Genomic DNA, 20,015 nt, shown 5'->3' with positions numbered 1-20,015 from the left:
CGACGAATGGAACGGGGCCGTAGCTCAGCTGGGAGAGCGCTGCAATGGCATTGCAGAGGTCAGGGGTTCGATCCCCCTCGGCTCCACCATTTTACCAGGATTGATCGCGGTGTCGGCTTGAACGCGTCTCCCCTGTCCTCGCCAGCATCTCTGATGTCGGCTCTCGAACAGACCGAAATCGTTCTCGATCTGTCTCGGTTGATGTCGCGCATGCTGCACGTCATGCCGACCGGCGTGGATCGGGTTGAAATGGCTTATGCGCGAGCGCTTATCGAACATCATCCCGGCCCACTCCACTTCGCCGCAATCAACCCGTTCGGAATCTATGGTCGACTGGACGCGGGCGCCGTTTCCAAATTCCTTAACGAAACGGAGCATCGATGGGGGCGTTCGGGCAATCCTGGCTGGCTGAGACTGCGGACGAGCGCGCTCAAACATCTCTGGCAATTGCGACCGCGCAGAACCCGCCCTGTGGCAAGCGGCATGCGTCGCGTTTTTGTCCAGTCTTCTCCGGCCCACCTGCAAAAACCGGAGGCCTTCGAGGCAAAATTGAAGCGGGAGCGCGCTCCGCTAATCTGCCTTATCCACGATCTCATCCCCATAGAGTTTCCGGAATATGCCCGACCGGGGGGAGCAGAAGCGCATCGGCTTCGCATGCAAACCGTGGCAGAAAATGCCGCGGTGGTGCTGGCGAACTCTAAAGCTACTGCCCAATCCTTCAAACATTTTCTTACCGGCTCGACGCACGCTCCGCGCATTGAAGTCGCACATCTTGGCACTGATCAACGCCTCATCGATCGGACGCCGAACGCCGACTGGCCGCAATCTCCGTCGAAACCCTACTTTGTAATCGTCGGCACGATCGAGCCCCGCAAAAATCATCTCCTGTTACTCCACGTCTGGCGAAAGATCGTCGAGACGATGGGCCCAGCCGCCCCATCGCTCATCGTGATAGGGCGCCGCGGATGGGAAAACGAAAACATCGTCGATCTTCTGGAGCGTTGCGAGCCACTTCGAGACCATGTCTACGAATATGCCAGCTTGAGCGACGAGACGATGCATATGATCCTACGAGGCGCAAGGGCACTACTGCTTCCGTCGTTCGCGGAGGGCTTCGGGATGCCCGTGACCGAAGCAATGGCTATCGGTATCCCTGTCATTTGCAGCGACTTACCCGCGCTGCGTGAAGCCTCGGACAACCTCGCAGAATTCATTGACCCTATCGACGGACTGTCTTGGATGAATATGATCCTCGACTATGCCCAATCGGGCTCTGAGTTACGGGAAGCTCAGTGCAAGCGAATTGCCGAGTGGAGTCCGCCCACATGGAGGGCCCACACTACGACGTTGCTGGAACTCGTGAAGGAGGTTTCCTGATGGCAATGAACCGAGATCAATCAACGAGTTTCGCTACCGCGCTGACCATACAATTCCGCGTCATGGCCGCGATGATACTTCGCGAGGTACACAGCCGCTTCGGCCGTGAGAATTTTGGATTTATCTGGCTCATTATTGAGCCATTAATGTTGGCGAGTGTGATTTCGTCGATCCATCACTTCATGGGGGGTAGCCATTCGTCCGATACAGACATCGACCCTGGCACATTCACACTCCTTGGCTACACTATTTTCATTATCTTCCGTGGCATCGTCAACAAATCAGAGGGAATGCTAGAAGCGAGTGTTCACCTTTTTTACCACCGAATGGTGACTATTCTAGACGTTGTTCTCGCGCGAGCATTGATGGAGGCACTAAGTTGTGTTTGCGCTCTAATCGTGCTCATGACTTTGTACATGGTTCTCGGCTTTGCAGAGCTGCCCGCTCGACCGCTGTATCTGCTTGCCGGAATCGGACTGATGACCTGGCTATCATTCGGACTTTCTTTGATCATCGCCAGTTGGACCTTTGACCGCCGCACCGCGGGTCGCCTCGTTCACCCGATGACCTATTTCGCGATACCGTTGTCCGGCGCTTTCTGGACCATGGAATTTTTGCCCGCGGACTTCCGCTCGGCAATGGAATGGAACCCGATGGCCGGGATTTTCGAAATTGCTCGCTATGGGCAATTCCAAACTGCATCACCCCTTTACATAAATTTCGGTTATGTGATCGCGGTATGCGCGGTAGTAACATATATAGGGTTCATCGCCATCCGAAACGTACGTTCACGCCTCCACGTGAGTTGAGTTTGGGGCGAACATGACAGGACTATCATGCACGGTATAATTAAGCCGCTGGCTGGCGAACACGTTATGCCTCAACCGCAATGGCATGTTCGTGCCGCGGGTTGGGCACGCAAAAACTGGGCGTTCGTTGCCGTAGTGATCCTCCCTTCTGCGCTCGCGGCATTTTATTATGGCCTGGTCGCGTCGAACCAATATGAGTCCGAGGCTCATTTTTTGGTGCGTTCAACGCAGAGCAGTCCTGCCGTCGGCGGAGGGATCGGCGCACTTCTGTCTTTCGGCGGCGCCGCTGGGCAACCGCGGGGCGATGCCATGAGCGTCATCGAATATCTGCAGTCCACAGAGGCGGTTGCGGAACTTGATCGCCGGATTGGACTTATAGGTCGATTCCGCCGCGACGGCGTCGATATCGTGAGTCGGATCCGGGCGACCCCCACGCCAGAAAGCCTCGTCAAATATTACCGCAAACACATCACGCTGCGCTTTGACGACCGCACAGGCATAACCGAATTGTCGGTACGAGCGTTTAGCCCGGCAGACTCGCGCTTGATCGCAGAAACTTCACTTCGCATGGGCGAAGAACGAGTGAATTTGCTCAACGAACGAAGCTATCGCGATTCTCTGATGATGGCGGCGCGGCAATTGGACGAGGCAGAGAATAATCTGCGTGGCATACAGGTCCGGTTAACCAAATTCCGTCAGGTCAACAACGACATAGACCCAGAGGGCAGCGGACGGGCGCAAATCTCATTGCTGACGCAATTGACTACGCGGCTAGCCGAAGCTCGCGCGGAGTTGATGGCGATGCGCGGATCGATTTCGCCAACAAGTCCTCAATATGTCGCGCTTGCGAACCGCGTTCGATCTCTCGACAGTCAAATTGCCGCCCAGCGTCAGCAGTTGGCTGGCGGCACATCGGCGATAGCCGCGAATCTCGGCAATTTCGAAGATCTACGAATTCGTCAGGAGTTCGCAGCGAAGCGCTACGAAGCTGCTGCGGCATCCTATCAAGCCGCTCGTGAGGAAGCGCGCAAAAAGCAGCTCTATGTCGTTCGGGTGGTGAACCCCAACCTGCCGGTTAAGTCACTATACCCGGAGCGTACCAAAACTATTCTTACAGTATTTTTCTCGCTTCTCGTCGCTTATGCGATATTCTGGTTCATGAGGGCCGGCGTGAAGGAGCATGTGAACCATTAAGGTCACCTCTCCCGAAAACCGCAGCTGACTTCGCTTGTCCCGATCCATCGGAGACAAGCGTTGTCTGCAGGAGGCGTAAGAGAACAAGCGCTAGGCGCTGGCGGTTCAAAGTGAGTAGCCTCTAGTTCTCTAGACGCCTTCGGCTTTCAAAATCTGGTGCCGTTCGAACTTGGCGGGCGACAGCATGACAGCATCGTCATGACAGTGGCCGCGTCGGCTCATCGACTGCTCAAGATCGTGAACTCGGATGAAGGCGCCCTAGTCCATGCTGGTGAACTGCGAACCCTAGTCCGAGTGGATTAACCCTTGCTGATTCGGCTTGCGCCGCCAAGCCGTCATGTGTGCAGCGCCTACAGAACCACGTCGGTGGTCTGTCGGCTCTGCATCGACCAACCCACCACGCGACGGGAGTACAAGTCGATCACGACAGCCAGATAGGCAAAACCTTCCAGGTGATGCCTGTCACCCCAGGCTCGGTCTGGGGCAGCCGTGGCGAACTGGCGATCCAGCGTATTGTCGATCACTAGGCCGTAAAATCATAAAGGCGCTTGAGATTTGACATGCCGGATGATTCAGGCGTCCCATTGATTGGGAGTTTTGATGACACGGCGGCGGTACGAACTGACGGATCGGGAATGGGCGATCATCGAACCGCGGTTGCCGAACAAGCCGATGGGCGTTCCCCGGGTCGATGATCGGCGCATGCTGAACGGCATAGTGAGGCGGTTTCGAACCGCCCCCCCCCCCTGGCGGAGGTCCCTGAGCGTTACGGGCCGCTGACGACCTGCTACAACCGGTTCGTTCGCTGGCGCAAAGCGGGGGGGGTGTGGGACCGACTTCTGGTGGCGGTTTCAGCCGGTTTCAACGGCGAACTGGTGATGATCGACTCTACCTGCGTGCGTGTCCACCAACATGCCGCGACAGGCAAAAAGGGGGACTCACAGATCATGGCATGAAACGTTCCCGGGGCGGTCTTACCAGCAAGCTCCATGCTCTTGTCGTCGCTGAAGGACGTCCTGTCAGCCTGCGCTTGACCGGTGGTCAGGTCCATGACGCCGCTGATCGAAGCAGCCCCTGAGAATGCCACGCTGCTCGGGGACAAGGGTTACGACAGCAATGCAATCCGCGCCAAGGCAGCGGAAAGGAACATCTGGGCCAACATTCCTAACAAGGCTAACCGCAAACAGCGCTTTGCCTTCTCGCCCTGGCTCTACCGACAACGCAATCTTGTCGAGCGTTTGTTCAGCCGCATCAAGCATTTTCGCGGCATCGCTGCTCGATACGACAAGAGCGCCGCCACAATTATTTCGCTGCCGTCAAACTCGTCTGCGTTTGCATCTGGTGCAACACGTTATAAATCTACGGCTTAGGGAACGTTTGTCGCCCTCCCGCCGCGCGCAACCACGCGAGCGCACTTTCTGCTGCTTGTCGGCAGGCCTTCGGGTGCTTAGTTTTGATCTCGCCCCATCAATCCAACCGCGGGCAGTGGGCCGGTTTTCTTGTCGCGGCCGATCGACGTCGGCCAACGTACGTAGTATGGCAACCCAAAATGCAGATGATGCGGACAGCCGGGGCTCGCCTCAGTCCCGCGGCATCTATCAAGCCCTAAACAGAAACCACTCTGCAGCGCCGTAGCGCGGTCGCGAGGCATAAGCCGAGTCCATGAAGCGCAGTTCGTCATCGACTAGCGCGAGAATGTCGCTCAAGACATCGGCATCGAAATTCATACAGTATTTCATGAAATCATGAAAAACACTTGTGAATGCACTAAGATATTCGCCGCCGAGTGACGTAAATGTCACCTTATTTTCCGAAGCTATCTCAACAAGTTCATCAATGTAGAAAACATATTTGTCTTCAGCTTCACGCTTATCAAGCTTTCTGTCTAAATAAAATGACGCTGCGTCAATGAAACTCTGCGTTTGATGCGCATGGCGATCGGTCCACTGAACACGATCGGACCGCGACTGCGCAGCCTTGAGTATTAACGAACTTGCGATATGGAAATCAGCACGGGGTTCAAGCATAAAGAGCCCCCCACCTGGTGGTAACTTACTAAGCAATATAGCAGCAGTTTCCCGAAAATCAGCAAAATGATGCAGCGCACTACGCATCATAATCGCGTCATAACGCCCTTGAGGAATCTGATTGAAATCAGCATCGCTCAGCAGCACGAATGAAACCTTATCACCCTGTCCCAGGCCAGCAATTTTGTTTCGCGTAATTTTTAGAAATTCGATCGACGCATCCGATGCCACAATCTCTTCTACTCTACCGTCATAGACTAGGCTAGCTGTCATGTGACCAGTACCGCAGGCGAGTTCAAGCAACGACCTTGGCGTAAAGCCTGCTGCGTCTAAAACGAACGCTCCTATAGTCTTTTCAACATCGTCATTACCATATTGACGATCGTAATCGTCTTCCGGATGCTCGAAGGGAAGATTCTGACTGATGACGTGAATGCCGTCGGCTTTTACGCAGTTCTCAAGCCATTCATTACCGGACACGCTTCACTCCTACGATAGAAGCAGACAATCTCTTCGGTCGCCGCCGCTCCGAACGATCGGCTAAAGCAACCCGCCCGCCGCAGCGGCCAATGTCGAAACAGTGTCCCACAGCGCACTTCAGCGCCACAAGACTTCGTTACGCAGCCCCGATGAATACAACGGAGATATCCACCCTCTCGGCCATTCACTATCGAGACATAGGTCGCATAGGTCGCGGACGACCCACCGGGTGGCATTTGCCGCGCCGTTCATGCTCAACTGCGCGCAATATTGTTGGCAAACTCTTCGCTTCCCATGACCTCGTTGAGCAACCTTGGCAAGCCTTCATTGATGCCTAAGTGTTCAAGGTTTGCCATCGCATTCTGGCGCCCGGCATCGTCAGCATCTCGCCGCAACAGCCCGCGATAGACCGCGTCCACGATCTGCGCGCCCACTGTCGACGAACCCCGGACGGGATCGTCGGGCGACCGCCCATCGAGAACAGCCTCCACCTCGCCGGAAATCGATCGCAATCGCGCGGCGAAGTCTTGTGTATACGACCGAAGATGTTGGCGTATGAACGTCGCGAAACTGGAGTTGATCAGGTTTGTTGCTTGCAAATAAACGGCGCTCGCAATGTCATCGCGCTCACGCAATATGCATTGGATCATGTCCTGATCGCTGTCGGCATCAAGCCACTGCTCTGCTGCGGCCAATCGTTCATCGCTGAGCGCCGCAAATTTCTGCGTCCAGATCGACACGATTTCGCGGCCCAACGGATGCCCTAAATTGATCAGAACAACGCCGGCGTTGATGTCCCAGTGATGATCCGTAGCCATGGACGGTGTGAGAATAGCAGCACGGTCGTTATGTTGGCGCAAATAACTCTCTAAATCGAAATCAAGATCGACGACGTAGGCATCAGCATCTAGATAAATCAACCATCCATGAAATCCGCGTGTCATTATTTCATTGAGTTGATGAATTCTATTATACGTTGCCTGCCAAGGCCAAACTCCGCGCTTTATCCCCACATAACTTTCGTAACCATATCGAGCCCGACGACAGTATTCTATCACCGTCTTGGCCGTTTCCTGCAACATCGGTAGATAATTGAAAGGATCGGCCGTCTGAAGAAATATTGCTTGAATCCTCTCCGACATTTATACCCCCTGAGCGCTCTCAGCGTTATTGATCATCCGGTAATGGTTGTTATCAAAAATGCGTTTCAGGAGATCGCTCGATGTCTCCCTCCATGTTTTAAACGGCATCGAACGGGTCTGAGGCGCTCGATCTTGCTCTGACAGTTCCAACCACTCCGTGATGGCATCTGCCAGATCGGCGGCGCCGGTGCCCGAGAAATAAAAGGCGTGCTCGCCTGCCACCTCGCGAAATACCGGTATATCCCGTGCGATCAGCGGTATGCCGTGTCGGGCTGCTTCGATCAGAGGGAGTCCAAAGCCTTCGCCCTCGGAAGCCGCAATCAAAGCTGAGGCTGAACTATATATCTCTTCGAGATATTCGTCGCTAATGCCGTTGAGCCAAATCAATCGACCGTCCTTTTCGGGATGCTGCTCGAGCCGATTTCCCAACACTTCGACCATCCATCCGCTTTTTCCAACGATTACAAGGCCGACATCAACGCCGGCGCGCCAGAGCCGATCAAATGCCGACAGAACCTGCGCGTGCCCCTTTCGCGGCTCGACGGTACCCACCATTATGAATGTTGGCCGCTTGTTCATCGCTTCGACCATCTCATCAGCCGATTCTGGTCGACCGCGCGACGGCAAGCTCGCTGCTATGTCCGCCGCATTATGAATATAGTCGACTGATATGCTCTGCATGCCCTGATGGAGAGCCGCCCCGAAACGCGCGACGTCGTCAGCGACACTGGCCGACACGCAGACGAATTGATCCGCGATCCGCAGTGCGGTTTCAAACCATCGACGCATCACTTCCGGCATGAAATCGGGGAAATGTTGAGGCAAGTGGAACGGTAGCAGATCGTGTACCCCGATGACGATGCGCACACCGGCGCGACGCATATCGCTCATGAAGCTCAACGTGTCGGGCAGGCGGTCCGGCACCCAATCCATGGCCAGATAGATATCACCTCGGTCGAACTTGATAGGCTCGTCACCGCACACCAATGAAGGGAGGCCAAGCTTGTCCGCTAGAAAACCCCTCGCATATTTGAGCTGACGCCCGTCAATGCGCACTGGCTCAATCCGATAACCTTCGGGGGATGCGTCGATCAGCTGCTGTAGAATCGCTCGCACTACGCGCTGGATCCCGGTTTTGGCGTCGCTTTCCGCCAAAACCGTGACATCGTAGAATAGGCATCTTTGCGTGGGTCGCCGGCTTTCCTCAGCCAAAACTTGCGAAAGCCGGCGGAGATCATCGAGATCTGGTTTTACCGGCGCCGATATCTCTGCGGCCTCGCGAATAAGCAATTGCTGCAAGCTTTCGGGGGCTTTCCGTTCGGCTCGTTCGATCAGCTCGAAGAAACGTTCTCCTATCAGCGCGGGGTGATGCGTCGCTTCGAGATAAGCAGCTGCGCGCTCCACCCGTTTCAGCCGCATTTCGGGGGCGCCGGCTAATTCATCGATAGATCTGGCAAGATCGCCCGGGTCGACGGTTTCGTCGAGCATGTATACAACGTCTTTCGGCAGTTCGGTGACTGGGCCGTGCCTATTCACGATAACCGGCACCCCGGCCGCTAAACAATCCAACACCGTGCCAGAAGTCTCGCCACGCGTTTCTGCGCGGAGTTGTACGGCTAGATCGGCAGCCGCAAGGTAATCGCGATACAGTTTATGGTCGGCAAAGCCCGTTATGCGGATGTCGAGGCCACTCGCTTCCGCCTCGCTCCGCAAGCTCTGGACATAATCGGGTACAGCCCCCTCGCCGACAAACACGAGCGTCGCACCGGCCCTTTTTGAGGTGCGCGAACCTATCCAGGCCTCCAGCACCTGATGACTGAGCTTGCGCGGGGTGAGAACCCCGAAACTGCATATCAGGAAATCCTCCTCGCCGACCCCCAAACGTCTTCGAGCCGCCGCTCTGTCCAAGTCGTGCGCTTTCGCGCGCAGATGCGGCACGACGGCAATTTTGCCAGCCGCCACCTCGCCGTAGTAGCGAAGCGCGCCGTCGCGAATATATTCGGAATGGGCGAGTACCCCCTTCGCGGTTTCAAAGACCAACCCGCTGCACGGATATTCTGCAACGGCTCGAACCCTGCCGAAATCGCGCTCGAATACCAGCGCGGGTATACCATGTGAACGATAAAGCTCCCTCACGAAATAGTCATACCCGCTTCCATGATGACTCATCCAGTCTACGAGGTCACTTAGGAAGAAATCGTGCAATATCACAACGCCCGGATATTGGCGCTGAAGCTCGAGCATTTCAGCATGGAATTGGGAGTTTCCGATAGAATAGACTATTCTATCGTAATCGTCACTATTCCTCCTAAAGAAATCAAAGTCTCTTATAGGAAATGATGCCTTTATCCATTCATCCGTGACGACGGTTTCCGGCCGAACGATGCACTCGATATCGTAAAACCTGGCCAGCTCTGGAAGAAGCTCGGCACTGTAATCAGCAATTCCTGATTTATCGCCGGGCAGCGGTGAGAAGAACGCCATTTTGAGACGGCGCCGGGGCGGGCGTGAAGGCTCACGTGCCGATTCACCGCCGATCTCTTCAAATGCCGCGATCGACCGCGCGGCCACGTCGCTCCAACGAAGTTCTCCGGCGCGTGCCAATCCCCAGGCCCGCGCGGAAGCACGAAATCCGTCATCAGTTAAGATCTTAAGCAGACGCCTCGCCAGATCACCGGAATCTCGAGGGTCAAAGAGAAATTCCGCGTTCTTCATCACCTCGGGAAGCGATGTGGCGTTCGCCGCTAATACTGGCGCTCCGCACGCCATTGCTTCGGCGATGGGCAATCCATAGCCTTCGAGTAAGGACGGAAAGATGAAGGCGTCGCAAGCCCCGTACAGCGCAATAAGATCATCTTCTGAGACATGGCGACAAAAACGAAGGCGATCGCGTGAAATACCGCGCTTTGCCGCTGCAATACGGAGACGCCCTTCCTCTTCTTCGAATAGACGTCCTACGAAAGCTATGATCCGCGATTGTCGAATGTGTTCAGGCAAAACCGCATAGGCGTCAAGAATGAGTTCGACGTTTTTGCGCGGATCTACCGCACCGACATATAGCAGAAACGGCTGGTCGAGCCCGTACCGCTTCAGCATGCTGGCATCGATGCCGCTAGCAGGCTTAAACGAATGATCGACGCCGGCGCCGATCACCCGCACTCGGCGCTGATCAATTTGCAGCCACTGGTCGACCGCGATCTTGGAATATTCCGAGACGGCCAGCAACATGTCGGCGCGTTTCAGAAACTGAGCCTTTCGCAGCCAATGTCGCTTGACCGCAGACTCGCCCAGATACCGTTCGGGATCCATGACCGGTATGACGTCGTGGAGCGTAACCGCCGTCTTGTGGGCGACATCCAGCCTGCCGACAGACAGCACCGCATCGTCCACATATCCTTCGAACAGCGATGAAATGTGCAATATGTCGGGATTGATCGCCGCGATCACGCCTTCTCGCGCGATCTCGGCCGCGTTTGTGCGCCAGAGATTGGCGCTATCCCGTTCCGCGACAGCCCCCGGGACGCCGAATATATGCAGGTTGCTGGAAGGGACTAACCGAGCGAAGTCAGAAAGGACTTCCTCCAGACCATGATCCAACCGCCGATTCAAAAGCAGATGGAAATCATGATCGCCGCCACTTTCGATGAGGGCACGCGCCAGGGCCTTAGCCTGCCGGCCGATCCCACGAAAACGACTTTCGGTTTGAGCGCCCTGGAGATCGAGAAGAATCTTCATTATTAAACCTTTAAAGACAAATCTGATCAGGCACGACGACCCGCAAATGCCATTTCCATCTGCCTGAAAATCAGGAACGCGGGATGAGACAGATCTTCCGACGAAGGATCGCCCGCCGCGATGTTTCGCATGTGCGCCAATTCCATGGCCGCGTGCGCGTTATTGGGATCTGCCCCCAAGGCGTGCTCGTAGAATTGTCGCGCTTTGGCTTGCTGCCCTTTCAATTTGTACAGATGCCCGAGTTGCAGATTGATGTCTCCCTCGTCCCCGCCGGAAACGAGCGCTCCCTGATAAACCCTCTCCGCTCTATCGAGGTCGCCCAAGTCTTTCAGAAGGTTCCCCTGTTGCACCATCGCGCCGACAGCATCGGGAAAGCGCTCAACCACGCGTTCGTACAACATCGCAGCTCGCCACTTATTGCCGCCGTCGCGCGCGAGATCGGCCTCCCGCATAGCCGTTGCCATTCGCCTGCGCCTCCAACGCCGGAGTGCGTTCCTTATAAACCGATTCAACCTCAACTCCTGGTCCGCTCGCATGGTTAGTGCCGCACTCTCGCTGATGGCGCAACGCAGCAAGCAGAACCTACGCAGCATTGTGGCAGGAGGGCGCAGCTTGCCTTACGGGCTCCGACGATTTAGGCGAAAGGAAAGCCGCTACCGCGATATGAAGTAGCGACAACCGAGGCGCCGAGATCAACAATGAAAATCTGCTTTATCGGACATAAATTTCACGCAAAAACTGGCTCTAGCGCTTTCTTTCGCAAGATATTGTCTGAAATCGGCGACGTAACGGAATTACATTCATCGCCAGACGAGCATCCACTTATGGACGATGAGATCATGAGAGGGCTCCTCTCTTCGGATTTTGATCGTTATGTATTTTGGCAGACTGAATATATAGCCGAGCGCCTCCTATGCAGCGAACCAGGAAAGATGATCATAATTCCGATGTTCGATGGAGCCTGGGGTCGATCCGACGATTATTGGCGAAAATTTGCGCGTTGTCGCTTTATCTCTTTCAGTCGGAGCCATCACGAAACTTTGCAGCGACTAGATTGTAAATCATCATACTTTCAGTACTTCCCCGATCCTGGCCTGGAAACCCAACGACCGATTGACACATCAGACCTTGACGGTTTTTTCTGGGAGCGTCGAGCGGGCAAGCATCTCTCTACGCCGCTTGTCGTGAAGATGGCGCATGCGCTTGGCATTCGCAGACTTCACGTCCATCTAGCATCGGACTTTGCACACGCGAATGAAGCGCTGCGATACGCAAGTTGCGCCAGCGATCGCGTCGAATTGACGTTTTCGAAATGGTTCGAAAGCCGGGACGAATATGAGCGCGTCGCGCACCAGCCATTGTTCTACTTTGCGCCACGCGAACGCGAAGGCATCGGCATGGCGGTGCTCGAAGCGATGGCTCAGGGCCAGATCGTCGTAGCGCCCGACATGCCGACGATGAATGAATATGTGGCGCACCGCTGTTCGGGACTGCTGTACGACTCGGAGGACAGCGGTCCGTCTCCCGCTCTTGCGCGCTTGACGGGAGAGGAACTCGCACAACTTAGTTCCGAAGCTCGCCGCAAAGTCGCGGCCGGTCGCCAAGATTGGCTGAGAGACGTCGATAGGCTCAAGAGTATCATAGCTGACGATGGCAAAAGGTGGAGCACGCTTGATGTGTCCGCTCATTTCGCCAATCAAATCAGGCTTTCAGCCCACGGACGAGTGCACAATCATGGGTGACGGCAAGGGTGTAACCGTTATCACGGTCGCGCTGAACGCGGCGAGAGATCTTCCGCTTACGATCGAAAGCGTGCTGGCCCAGGACCACGAGGATATCCAATACGTCGTCCTCGATGGTTGCAGCTGGGATGGCACGTCCGATGTTCTGAATCGATATAGAGACCTTATCGACGTCGTCGCCATCGAGCCGGACGCAGGTATATACTCCGCAATGAACAAGGCCGCCTATTTGGCAGGCCGCGATTATGTCATGTTCCTCAATGCTGGCGATCAATTCTATCGGCACGACGCCGTTAGCAGAATGATGCTTGCCGCTCGTCTGACATCGGACATTGTTTACGGGAACCACGTATACGTCAGCGGGAATCTAGAACTTTTCAACAAGTCCAAGCCGTTTGAGATCATTGCAGACGACTTGGCTCGCGGCAATATCGCAAGGCATTGGCATCCGTTCATTCCGGGCCATCAGGCGACGTTCACAAGAACGTCTCTGCTGCGATCCCTGCCATACGATACGGCCCTGCAAATATGCGCAGACCATGACTTCCTGTTTCGCGCGTTCGAAGCGGGGGCCCTGATGCAATATGTGGACGAAACCGTAGCGCATTATCACGGCGGCGGTTTCTCTGCGCGGCGAGGGGAATTGTGCCGGACGGAATGGGCCGACGTATACAGGCGGTACACGGACTACCCGGAAGCTGTCGACCGACTGCTCTTCCCTGAAAAGGGCTTCAGGTCGCTGCAAACGCGGCGGACCGGCGTGTTTGTATCCGGTTTTCATCCCGAGATGCCGGCGTCTCATCCGGATATGGCCGATAACGTTCGTTGGCTGGTCGGTAATGGCGGCACGCTTTTAGCACCGCCTCTAGAAACCGATGGCTTGGAAATCAGCGGCTCCAATGATTTTGACAATCAACTCGTGCAATTCCTGCATGATGACCAACCGCTGGCCGTACAGGAAATTCCGAAAGGGGTATTTACGGTCGAGGTCGCGTTTGACACGCCACTGAAACCAGACAGTTTCTTGACCTTGCTGCCCACGGTATTCGATCGTGTTGACGGCGTGCCCGGATCCGATGTCGCATTAGCCATTGGGCGCTTTCGCTTTATCCACAGCGGACAGGCGCGGGTGCCCACGCTCCGCGCTGGAACGAAGATTAGATTCGACGAAGCACACGCTGCTGATTTCGCCGATCTGCTGGGTCTCGGATGGTCGCACCCGGAGCCCAATCACACTTGGTCGACGGGACCAAGATCCGATCTACGCATGCGGATCGCCGACAATATTGATGCTATTGTCATCAAAGTATCGCACAATCCGCACGTTCAGAACGGCCCGCAACGGCTCGGTGTTCTCCTGAATGGAACTGCGATCATCCAAGCCGAACTTCCGCCGACCGGCCACGCCGAATTGCGGATTGAAAGATCGTCAGACGCCTGGCAAGCGGGTCAGATCAACACGCTCACGTTCAAACCGAGTGAGGTCGCCTCACCACCTGACGACCCTCGACTTCTCGGGATATGCCTGTCGGCAATCAGCTTCGAACCGTGCTGACAGCAAGATCGAGCGGCGTTCCCCGATCGACGTTCAATTGTAACCATTCCTCATCAGCCATTGCGCGCAAACATCTTCGATCCGCGCTACGGTTGATGGGGATAGTTCTGAAATGGTAACGTTATTGTGGCGTGCCCCGATGTGACCCGGGTGAAGCAGTGTTGCTCGATCGTACCCATTGCCGGTGGAGGAAGGGGCTTCGAGCGCCTCAACGTGCCGGACCACCGCGCTGGCAAATTCGACCGACGTTGGCAGCCCCAGTACCGAGCCCATCGCGAGCACGGCATCAGTCGGACGTTTCATCATATCTTCGTAACGCATAACGTAGTGGGAAACCTCGCCGACAGCCTCGGACTGCGCCACATAGGCCTTCGCCAGGGCGATCACGGCGCCTTCGTCGGCGGGTAGCCACCCCATACGTTTCAACGATCCGACCACCGCGCGCACGTCCCTTACCGATGACACGATCGTATCCGGCCCCGGCTCCAATACAGTGTCGTGGCGATGACTCTTTACGACATGCCAAAGAGCAGGAGTATCGGCGGAGTAGTCATCAGTCCATGCGGCATAGACGGTCTCACCCGTCGCGCGGGCAATATACTCGCGGACTACATTGAACTGCCAAGTGCTCCCAGACCGCATCAACCCGCAGCACAACACGCGCCTTTTGACGATAGTCATACTGGATCGATAACGTCGTTATCGGGCATCAAGTCACGGACACAGCCAATATCGACCAGCATGAAGGCCAAGCTGCGATCCTCGTCTCCGATCGGATCTTTGGAACGGGACGCCTGCAGTTGGATGACGTGGTCCCCCGGGCCGAACGCGCAAGGGAGCAAAATCGCCGCTACCTCTGCAAGGTTGGCAACCGGTGCGAAGTGAGCGACAATTTGTCCTCCCAGTAGGACGTTGATCGTTTGTCCTTCCAACTCGTTGCGAATCGCAATTTCGACCAGGCTGGTGGCATCGGACGGACAATGCACGATCACGGAACAAAGGCCGGCCGTCGCCCATCGAAAAGGCGTGACGACACCGATCGATTCATACGGTCCGTCTAATTCGCCAAGGCCTTCGCCCGGCGTCCATGTCGCCGACTGCCCCTTGGGAACCTCGACGTCATCTTGGTCCCATTGGTGGTCCCAGTCGTCATCCCATTCGACATCGTCATCGCTGCGAGGCGACGGTTCTTTGATCGCAACGATCGTTAGGTCCTCAATCAGCAGACAAAGATCGCGGCTGTCGCCTTCCGGTTGAATCGATCGACCAAAATCGAGTGCCAGCTCATTCCACCCTCTGACGCTTTCGAACTCCCAGACGGCCTCAGCATTCGTCAAATGGTTGGCGGTTCTGAACCGTTGCCTGCATAGGGTTTGGCCATTGATACGGACATCGGCATATTGAGCCCGTATCGGTGTGCGATAAATCAGGCGGAATCGAACCGAACCGGCCTGTGCCCTTTCGAACGCAAGCATCGAATCTTTTTGGATCAGCCATCGGAATGGTGCGGCAAGGCCGAGCGCTGGCGTCGCGGGTTCGATTGCGCTGAAGCCGACGCTGCAGTCCCAGCGGATCTCGTCAGAGTAAGGTACATCCTCCTCGTCGACGAAGCAGATGTCTTCCAACATGAAGGAGAGCGACCGGCCACCGCTGTCCGGGGCCGATACCGCACTGGCGCTTACGACAACCGGATGGAAACCTACGCCGAATTCCGCTTCGAACACCAATTGGGCTGAATCCTCCAGCGTCGTCGTGGCGAGCACTCGGCTACCCACGGCCTTCCCGGCCACGCTGATCGTCAACCGCTGAGCCGGCAGGGAATTTCGCACCTTCAGAGCCAGGTGTCGACGCCCCCTCTTCGCGCTGAAAATACGAAGCTTACTCGCAGGGCCGAATGCCCAGTTGAAATGGGCGGGCAGGTTTGTATCTGGGACGGCGGCCTCGATGGGCGAAAAGCCGGTCAACAGTTCGTACAAGCTATCCGGGACCGAAGCCGCGCGGCCTGCATCGCTGGGCCACGCGCTCAGATCTTCGATGAGCAGCCCCAAGTCGCGTTCATGCGTGGGGTCCGATCGCGATTTGGCGAGGGTAAGGTCGATCCTGTTCCAACCGGCATTCAGTTCGAATGCTAGGATAACCTCCTGGGTTACCACCAGATCCATCGCCGGAAGTCCGACTGTTGTAACGTTGCCCCCATTTGCGCTCACGCCGAGGAGTTGGTCAGACAGGTCGTTATGATAGCGCAAATGGAGATTATGTTGGCCGGCTGTATCCGCCTTTAACAGAAGGCGACTGAAGGTACCGATGGTCCACCAGAATTGAGCGGGCATGTGCTCGCCGCCGCCTCCACGATCCTCGGTCGATATGAACTGCAGCGGAACCCAGCACGGTCGATCTTCAATGCTGTCGTCGCGATCGTTGGGACCAACGATATAGGTTACATCGGGCTCGGGAGAGGGCCCCGGAGTGAACGAGACGTTCGGAGCGCAATCCAGCGACAGCCGCTCCTCATTTGCCAGCACAGCAAGAAGGCGAGCAGCGCTGACTTCCAGACTATAACTGTTCGTGGCGTGGATATGCGCGGCTGTTCCCATGTTTCGCCGTAGGCAATCGTCCTGCCACAGTTCTTTCAGTGCCTCTGCCAAAAGAACCCGGTCCGGTCGATCAATCAACAGGCCGGTCGTCCGATGTATGATGGCGTCCTCGGTGCCTCCCACCCTTATCGCGACGGACGGAATTCCGCATGCTGCGGCTTCGATATATGTTTGACCGAAGGCTTCCTCGAGGCTTGGACCGACAAACAGATCCGCTGCATGATAATGTAACGCTATGATTTCTTGTTGACTTAGATATCCCGTATATCTCACCTCGCACGGCAAATCGTGGGGCCCCGAACCGAAGCCCATGACGATCAGCAGCAGGTTTTCTGGATCCGGCAATAGCGAGATTGCATCCAACAGGAGCGGCATTCCCTTACGGACATCCGCGACATTAGCGGCGGCGGTCATCAGGATAAACTTATCCTGCGGGAGCCCCAGCAGCATCCGCGCCCGCCACCTATCGCCCAAAGTGAAGATGTCGGTTTCCAAGCCTATCGGAACCACATGCACTGGCGCCCAACCGTCGCCTGGCAACGCTGACGTCAGCCAGTTTCGCATATAATTGCTATTCGTCAGCACCGCGAAAGGAGCGCGCGACGCAGCCGCAAGATTCCGCCTCTTACGCCGAAAATTTTCTTCGATGAGCGGCGCGGCTAAAACGGGGTAGGCTGACGCTGACGGGCACTCGCTGGTGCAGGATGACAGGTACCGCGTACACTCTCCCGCATAACCGCAGCGGCCAGTGCCTATCCACTGGTCGTGCGCGTAAAATATCGTTGGAATTCCAAGACTCACCAAAGGAGCAATGAGGTCGAAATCTGCGCGGATCGAATGGAGATTGCCGATCACTACGAGGTCTGGACGCAGTTCAGCGATGCGGCCGGCGACGTCTTGCTCCGACACGTCGCGAGGGCGCCCATAGTCGAAATCCGCGTAGGCCAGCGACAGGACCTCATGCCCCGCCATCATGAGGGCCTTTGCCAATCGGGCATGCCCCAGACCGGCCCCATATTTGTGGCCATAATCGTTGAACAGAACGATGCGCAGACACGATCTCAACGCCCGGGGCGGCGGCATTACGGGCAGGCCCTCCTTTTGGCGGAGCGCCACAGCATGCTCCTTCAGTTCGGGGAGGTAAGCATCGACCGTGCTGGTCTTCTGGAAACGATGAGTCCGGAACTGGGCAATCGTACGCCCTATCACCGCGATGCGGGCGCCGCACTTTGCCATGCGAGCCCACAAATCATAGTCCATCGAATAAAACAGAGCTTGGTCGACGCTGCCGCCCGCGCGCTCCCAGATATCACGCGTGAACATCACTTCCGGCTGGTGAAAAAATTGTCCCCTCAACCACCCGTTTTCGAGATCCAATATAGACGCGAGCGGCAAGTTCTCACCCAGCACGCATGGCAGGTGCCGCCGCTGGACGATATTATCTTCACCAAATATATCACACACGCCGGCGACGATGTCTGCACCGCTCGTCATAAACGCGAAGGCTGCGGCGTGCAGCGCGCCGTCTGCGAACAGATCGTCACTGTTAAGCCACGTGAGAATCTCTCCGCTAGCCGCGAACATGCCCTTGTTTATCGCATGGCTCTGGCCCTCATCGGGTTCTGAAATAAGAACAGTGATGTGCTTGGCATAGCGTTCCAAGATCAAGCGCGTTACGTCGGTCGAAGCGCCATCGACCACGATCAACTCAAGATTTGGATAAGCCTGCCGTAGGATCGAATCGAGTGTATCGGAGATATATTGCGCCTGGTTCCTGGTGGGCACCACGACGGATATTCGCGGCCAGGCGCGATCCGGCGCTGGACGACTTATCCGGGCAGCAATCGCAGAGGAGCGTCGATCGACAGGGGTGACATGGAGTGGTGCAAGATCAATAACCGGCTCCAGTTCCCAGGCGAGGATCAGGAGATAGCGGTCGAGCCCGGGGAACGCTTTGGCTTGTATTGCCAGACGGTGCGAGCCCGCGGCCAATTCGACGTCGACTCTAAGTTCTATATCTCGTTCATTTCCAAGCGACGCCACAGCCATGCCGCCAAGTTCGATATCCTCGAGCATCAGAGAGACATGCTGGTCGGCATACCAATTTCGGCATCGAACCCTGACGGTATACCTGCCGGGCTTGCTGACGACGACCTCGCCGACAGCCAAGGATTCGCGCATCCATCTGACTTCGGAGACAAGGCCCAGTTCGGGATAAGGGCCTTCGGCGCTCGCGAGGCCGCTCGTCGCCAACACCGACAAAGCGACGTCCGCCTTCCCCTTGGACGACAGTAGCAGCGGGGCCCCCGGCAATCCTCCGAACCCCTCCAGCTTCTCCCACACGCGGGCGTCCAGGTTGAACCGCACCACGACCGATGCGTGAACGCTTGCCCGGAATCCCTCCAGATTTATGCGCAGTCGGGCGAAATCGCGGGCGGTTTCATCATAAGCAGTCCGGAACGTCGGAGGCACGTTGCGGTCGATCGGTACCAATACGCCCGCAGAGTGCATGCGCCGATCTTCGGCTACACCGATCGGCTCGCTGAGGACGTCGTCGATCTCTGCGTAATAGCGCCCCATTTGTTCGGACAATTGGCCTGGTCGGCGGCGATGGAAACCTAAAACGGAATCGATCGAAAAATAGGGCGCGTGCTGCGCCATCCGCCGCCACAAATCCCAGTCACCTGCCAGTCGGAAGCGCGGGTCAAGCCGGCCCCCGATCAACTTCCAAAGGCGCGAAAACCAAAATGTCCCCTCTTGCATGATGAAAGGCATGGTCCGCCCGTCATGCAGTCCGGCCGCAACGCACGCCCGCGAAAACCCGCGGATCGCGCCGACCCCGAGGATGCTGCCGGAGACATCCAGCAAGCTCGTGCGGCCGCCCAACAGTTCGATTTCCGGGAACTGTCGCTTTACATTGAATATCGTAGCGAACGCGCCCGGCGCGACGCGGTCATCCGCTGCAATCCAACCCATCAACACATTATCGCCGTCCGGCAACGCGGCGCTAAATCCCTTGTTGATGGCGTCATACATCCCCCCGTCTCGCTCCGTAGCGAAGGTGAAGACGATCTTGCGACAGAACTGCGGCCAAGACCCGCTTTCGATTCTGGATTTCCATTCGGCGAGTTTGGTCAACGTGTCGTCGTTAGATCCACCATCCTGAACGTGGTAGCGCAGGATGAAATCGCCAGACTGAGACAGGACAGACTGTATTGTGTCGTCGATATACTCCGATCCGTTAAAAACGGGCGTAATCAGACAAACCTCAAACGCGTTGGATACAATATTACAAAGATCCCCTGCCGTATTTTCCACAATTTTTCCCTGATCCAATCGCATCAATACTTCGAACGACAT

The 20,015-nt window shown here is 56.3% G+C and carries 11 protein-coding genes, 1 tRNA gene and 2 pseudogenes; 7 read left to right on the top strand and 7 right to left on the bottom strand.

Annotation, left to right across the window (positions count from 1 at the left end):
• Positions 1 to 13 precede the first annotated feature (13 nt).
• The 4 genes from FYJ91_RS10455 (at position 14) to FYJ91_RS10440 (ending at position 3,380) form a co-directional block, all read left to right on the top strand.
• Positions 14 to 89 (top strand) — tRNA-Ala (locus FYJ91_RS10455).
• Between the two features lie 64 nt (positions 90 to 153).
• Positions 154 to 1,377, top strand: coding sequence for a glycosyltransferase family 4 protein (locus tag FYJ91_RS10450; protein ID WP_149522170.1), 1,224 nt, complete (start codon positions 154 to 156; stop codon positions 1,375 to 1,377).
• Positions 1,377 to 2,186, top strand: coding sequence for an ABC transporter permease (locus FYJ91_RS10445; protein WP_149522169.1), 810 nt, complete (start codon positions 1,377 to 1,379; stop codon positions 2,184 to 2,186). Before FYJ91_RS10450 ends, FYJ91_RS10445 begins: the two co-directional genes overlap by 1 nt.
• Before the next feature lie 27 nt (positions 2,187 to 2,213).
• The gene (locus FYJ91_RS10440; protein ID WP_149522168.1) at positions 2,214 to 3,380 is read left to right on the top strand and encodes a KpsE/RkpR family capsule polysaccharide export protein; all 1,167 of its coding nucleotides are present in this window, start codon (positions 2,214 to 2,216) and stop codon (positions 3,378 to 3,380) included.
• A 186-nt stretch (positions 3,381 to 3,566) separates the two neighbouring features.
• Here the strand turns inward: FYJ91_RS10440 and FYJ91_RS20600 are convergent.
• Positions 3,567 to 3,907 (bottom strand): annotated as a pseudogene (locus FYJ91_RS20600) (DDE-type integrase/transposase/recombinase); the annotation flags it as partial.
• Positions 3,908 to 3,980: 73 nt separating this feature from the next.
• On the opposite strand from FYJ91_RS20600, the pseudogene FYJ91_RS10435 reads away from it, so the two are divergent.
• Positions 3,981 to 4,737, top strand: a pseudogene (locus FYJ91_RS10435) (IS5 family transposase).
• Positions 4,738 to 4,978: 241 nt separating this feature from the next.
• On the opposite strand, the gene FYJ91_RS10430 reads toward FYJ91_RS10435, so the two are convergent.
• The 4 genes from FYJ91_RS10430 to FYJ91_RS10415 all read right to left on the bottom strand — a co-directional run bounded on the left by FYJ91_RS10430 (position 4,979) and on the right by FYJ91_RS10415 (position 11,228).
• On the bottom strand, positions 4,979 to 5,887 hold the full coding sequence (locus FYJ91_RS10430; RefSeq protein WP_149522167.1) for a class I SAM-dependent methyltransferase: 909 nt from the start codon (positions 5,885 to 5,887) through the stop codon (positions 4,979 to 4,981).
• Between the two features lie 254 nt (positions 5,888 to 6,141).
• Positions 6,142 to 7,029, bottom strand: coding sequence for a glycosyltransferase family protein (locus FYJ91_RS10425; protein ID WP_149522166.1), 888 nt, complete (start codon positions 7,027 to 7,029; stop codon positions 6,142 to 6,144).
• Entirely contained in the window at positions 7,030 to 10,764 is a 3,735-nt protein-coding gene (locus FYJ91_RS10420) for a glycosyltransferase (RefSeq protein WP_149522165.1), read from the bottom strand.
• A gap of 26 nt (positions 10,765 to 10,790) precedes the next feature.
• Entirely contained in the window at positions 10,791 to 11,228 is a 438-nt protein-coding gene (locus tag FYJ91_RS10415) for a tetratricopeptide repeat protein (RefSeq protein WP_181008444.1), read from the bottom strand.
• Positions 11,229 to 11,462: 234 nt separating this feature from the next.
• On the opposite strand from FYJ91_RS10415, the gene FYJ91_RS10410 reads away from it, so the two are divergent.
• Together FYJ91_RS10410 and FYJ91_RS10405 are read left to right on the top strand one after the other, a co-directional pair.
• Positions 11,463 to 12,506, top strand: a complete 1,044-nt coding sequence (locus tag FYJ91_RS10410; RefSeq protein ID WP_149522163.1) for a glycosyltransferase — start codon at positions 11,463 to 11,465, stop codon at positions 12,504 to 12,506.
• Positions 12,499 to 14,061, top strand: coding sequence for a glycosyltransferase family 2 protein (locus FYJ91_RS10405; RefSeq protein WP_181008443.1), 1,563 nt, complete (start codon positions 12,499 to 12,501; stop codon positions 14,059 to 14,061). The genes FYJ91_RS10410 and FYJ91_RS10405 overlap by 8 nt, the downstream gene beginning before the upstream one ends.
• Positions 14,062 to 14,094: 33 nt before the next feature.
• On the opposite strand, the gene FYJ91_RS10400 is transcribed toward FYJ91_RS10405, so the two are convergent.
• Positions 14,095 to 14,742, bottom strand: a complete 648-nt coding sequence (locus tag FYJ91_RS10400; protein ID WP_149522161.1) for a sulfotransferase family protein — start codon at positions 14,740 to 14,742, stop codon at positions 14,095 to 14,097.
• Positions 14,739 to 20,015 carry a glycosyltransferase gene (locus FYJ91_RS10395; protein ID WP_149522160.1) on the bottom strand — a complete coding sequence of 1,759 codons (5,277 nt, stop codon included), beginning with the start codon at positions 20,013 to 20,015 and terminating at the stop codon, positions 14,739 to 14,741. The genes FYJ91_RS10400 and FYJ91_RS10395 overlap by 4 nt, the downstream gene beginning before the upstream one ends.

The sequence above is a fragment of the Sphingomonas montanisoli genome, from assembly GCF_008274695.1.
Taxonomy (GTDB): domain Bacteria; phylum Pseudomonadota; class Alphaproteobacteria; order Sphingomonadales; family Sphingomonadaceae; genus Rhizorhabdus; species Rhizorhabdus montanisoli.
The sequence above is the reverse complement of the archived record's forward strand: the minus strand, read 5'-3'. Positions and strand labels throughout refer to the sequence as shown.

What these genes read in the sequence shown, in the direction of transcription:
- FYJ91_RS10450 (WP_149522170.1), top strand. Translation starts at nt 154, where the DNA reads ATGTCGGCTCTCGAACAGACCGAAATCGTTCTCGATCTGTCTCGGTTG.
- FYJ91_RS10445 (WP_149522169.1), top strand. Translation starts at nt 1,377, where the DNA reads ATGGCAATGAACCGAGATCAATCAACGAGTTTCGCTACCGCGCTGACC.
- FYJ91_RS10440 (WP_149522168.1), top strand. Translation starts at nt 2,214, where the DNA reads ATGCACGGTATAATTAAGCCGCTGGCTGGCGAACACGTTATGCCTCAA.
- FYJ91_RS10425 (WP_149522166.1), bottom strand. Translation starts at nt 7,029, where the DNA reads ATGTCGGAGAGGATTCAAGCAATATTTCTTCAGACGGCCGATCCTTTC.
- FYJ91_RS10420 (WP_149522165.1), bottom strand. Translation starts at nt 10,764, where the DNA reads ATGAAGATTCTTCTCGATCTCCAGGGCGCTCAAACCGAAAGTCGTTTT.
- FYJ91_RS10415 (WP_181008444.1), bottom strand. Translation starts at nt 11,228, where the DNA reads ATGGCAACGGCTATGCGGGAGGCCGATCTCGCGCGCGACGGCGGCAAT.
- FYJ91_RS10410 (WP_149522163.1), top strand. Translation starts at nt 11,463, where the DNA reads ATGAAAATCTGCTTTATCGGACATAAATTTCACGCAAAAACTGGCTCT.
- FYJ91_RS10405 (WP_181008443.1), top strand. Translation starts at nt 12,499, where the DNA reads ATGGGTGACGGCAAGGGTGTAACCGTTATCACGGTCGCGCTGAACGCG.
- FYJ91_RS10400 (WP_149522161.1), bottom strand. Translation starts at nt 14,742, where the DNA reads ATGACTATCGTCAAAAGGCGCGTGTTGTGCTGCGGGTTGATGCGGTCT.
- FYJ91_RS10395 (WP_149522160.1), bottom strand. Translation starts at nt 20,015, where the DNA reads ATGTCGTTCGAAGTATTGATGCGATTGGATCAGGGAAAAATTGTGGAA.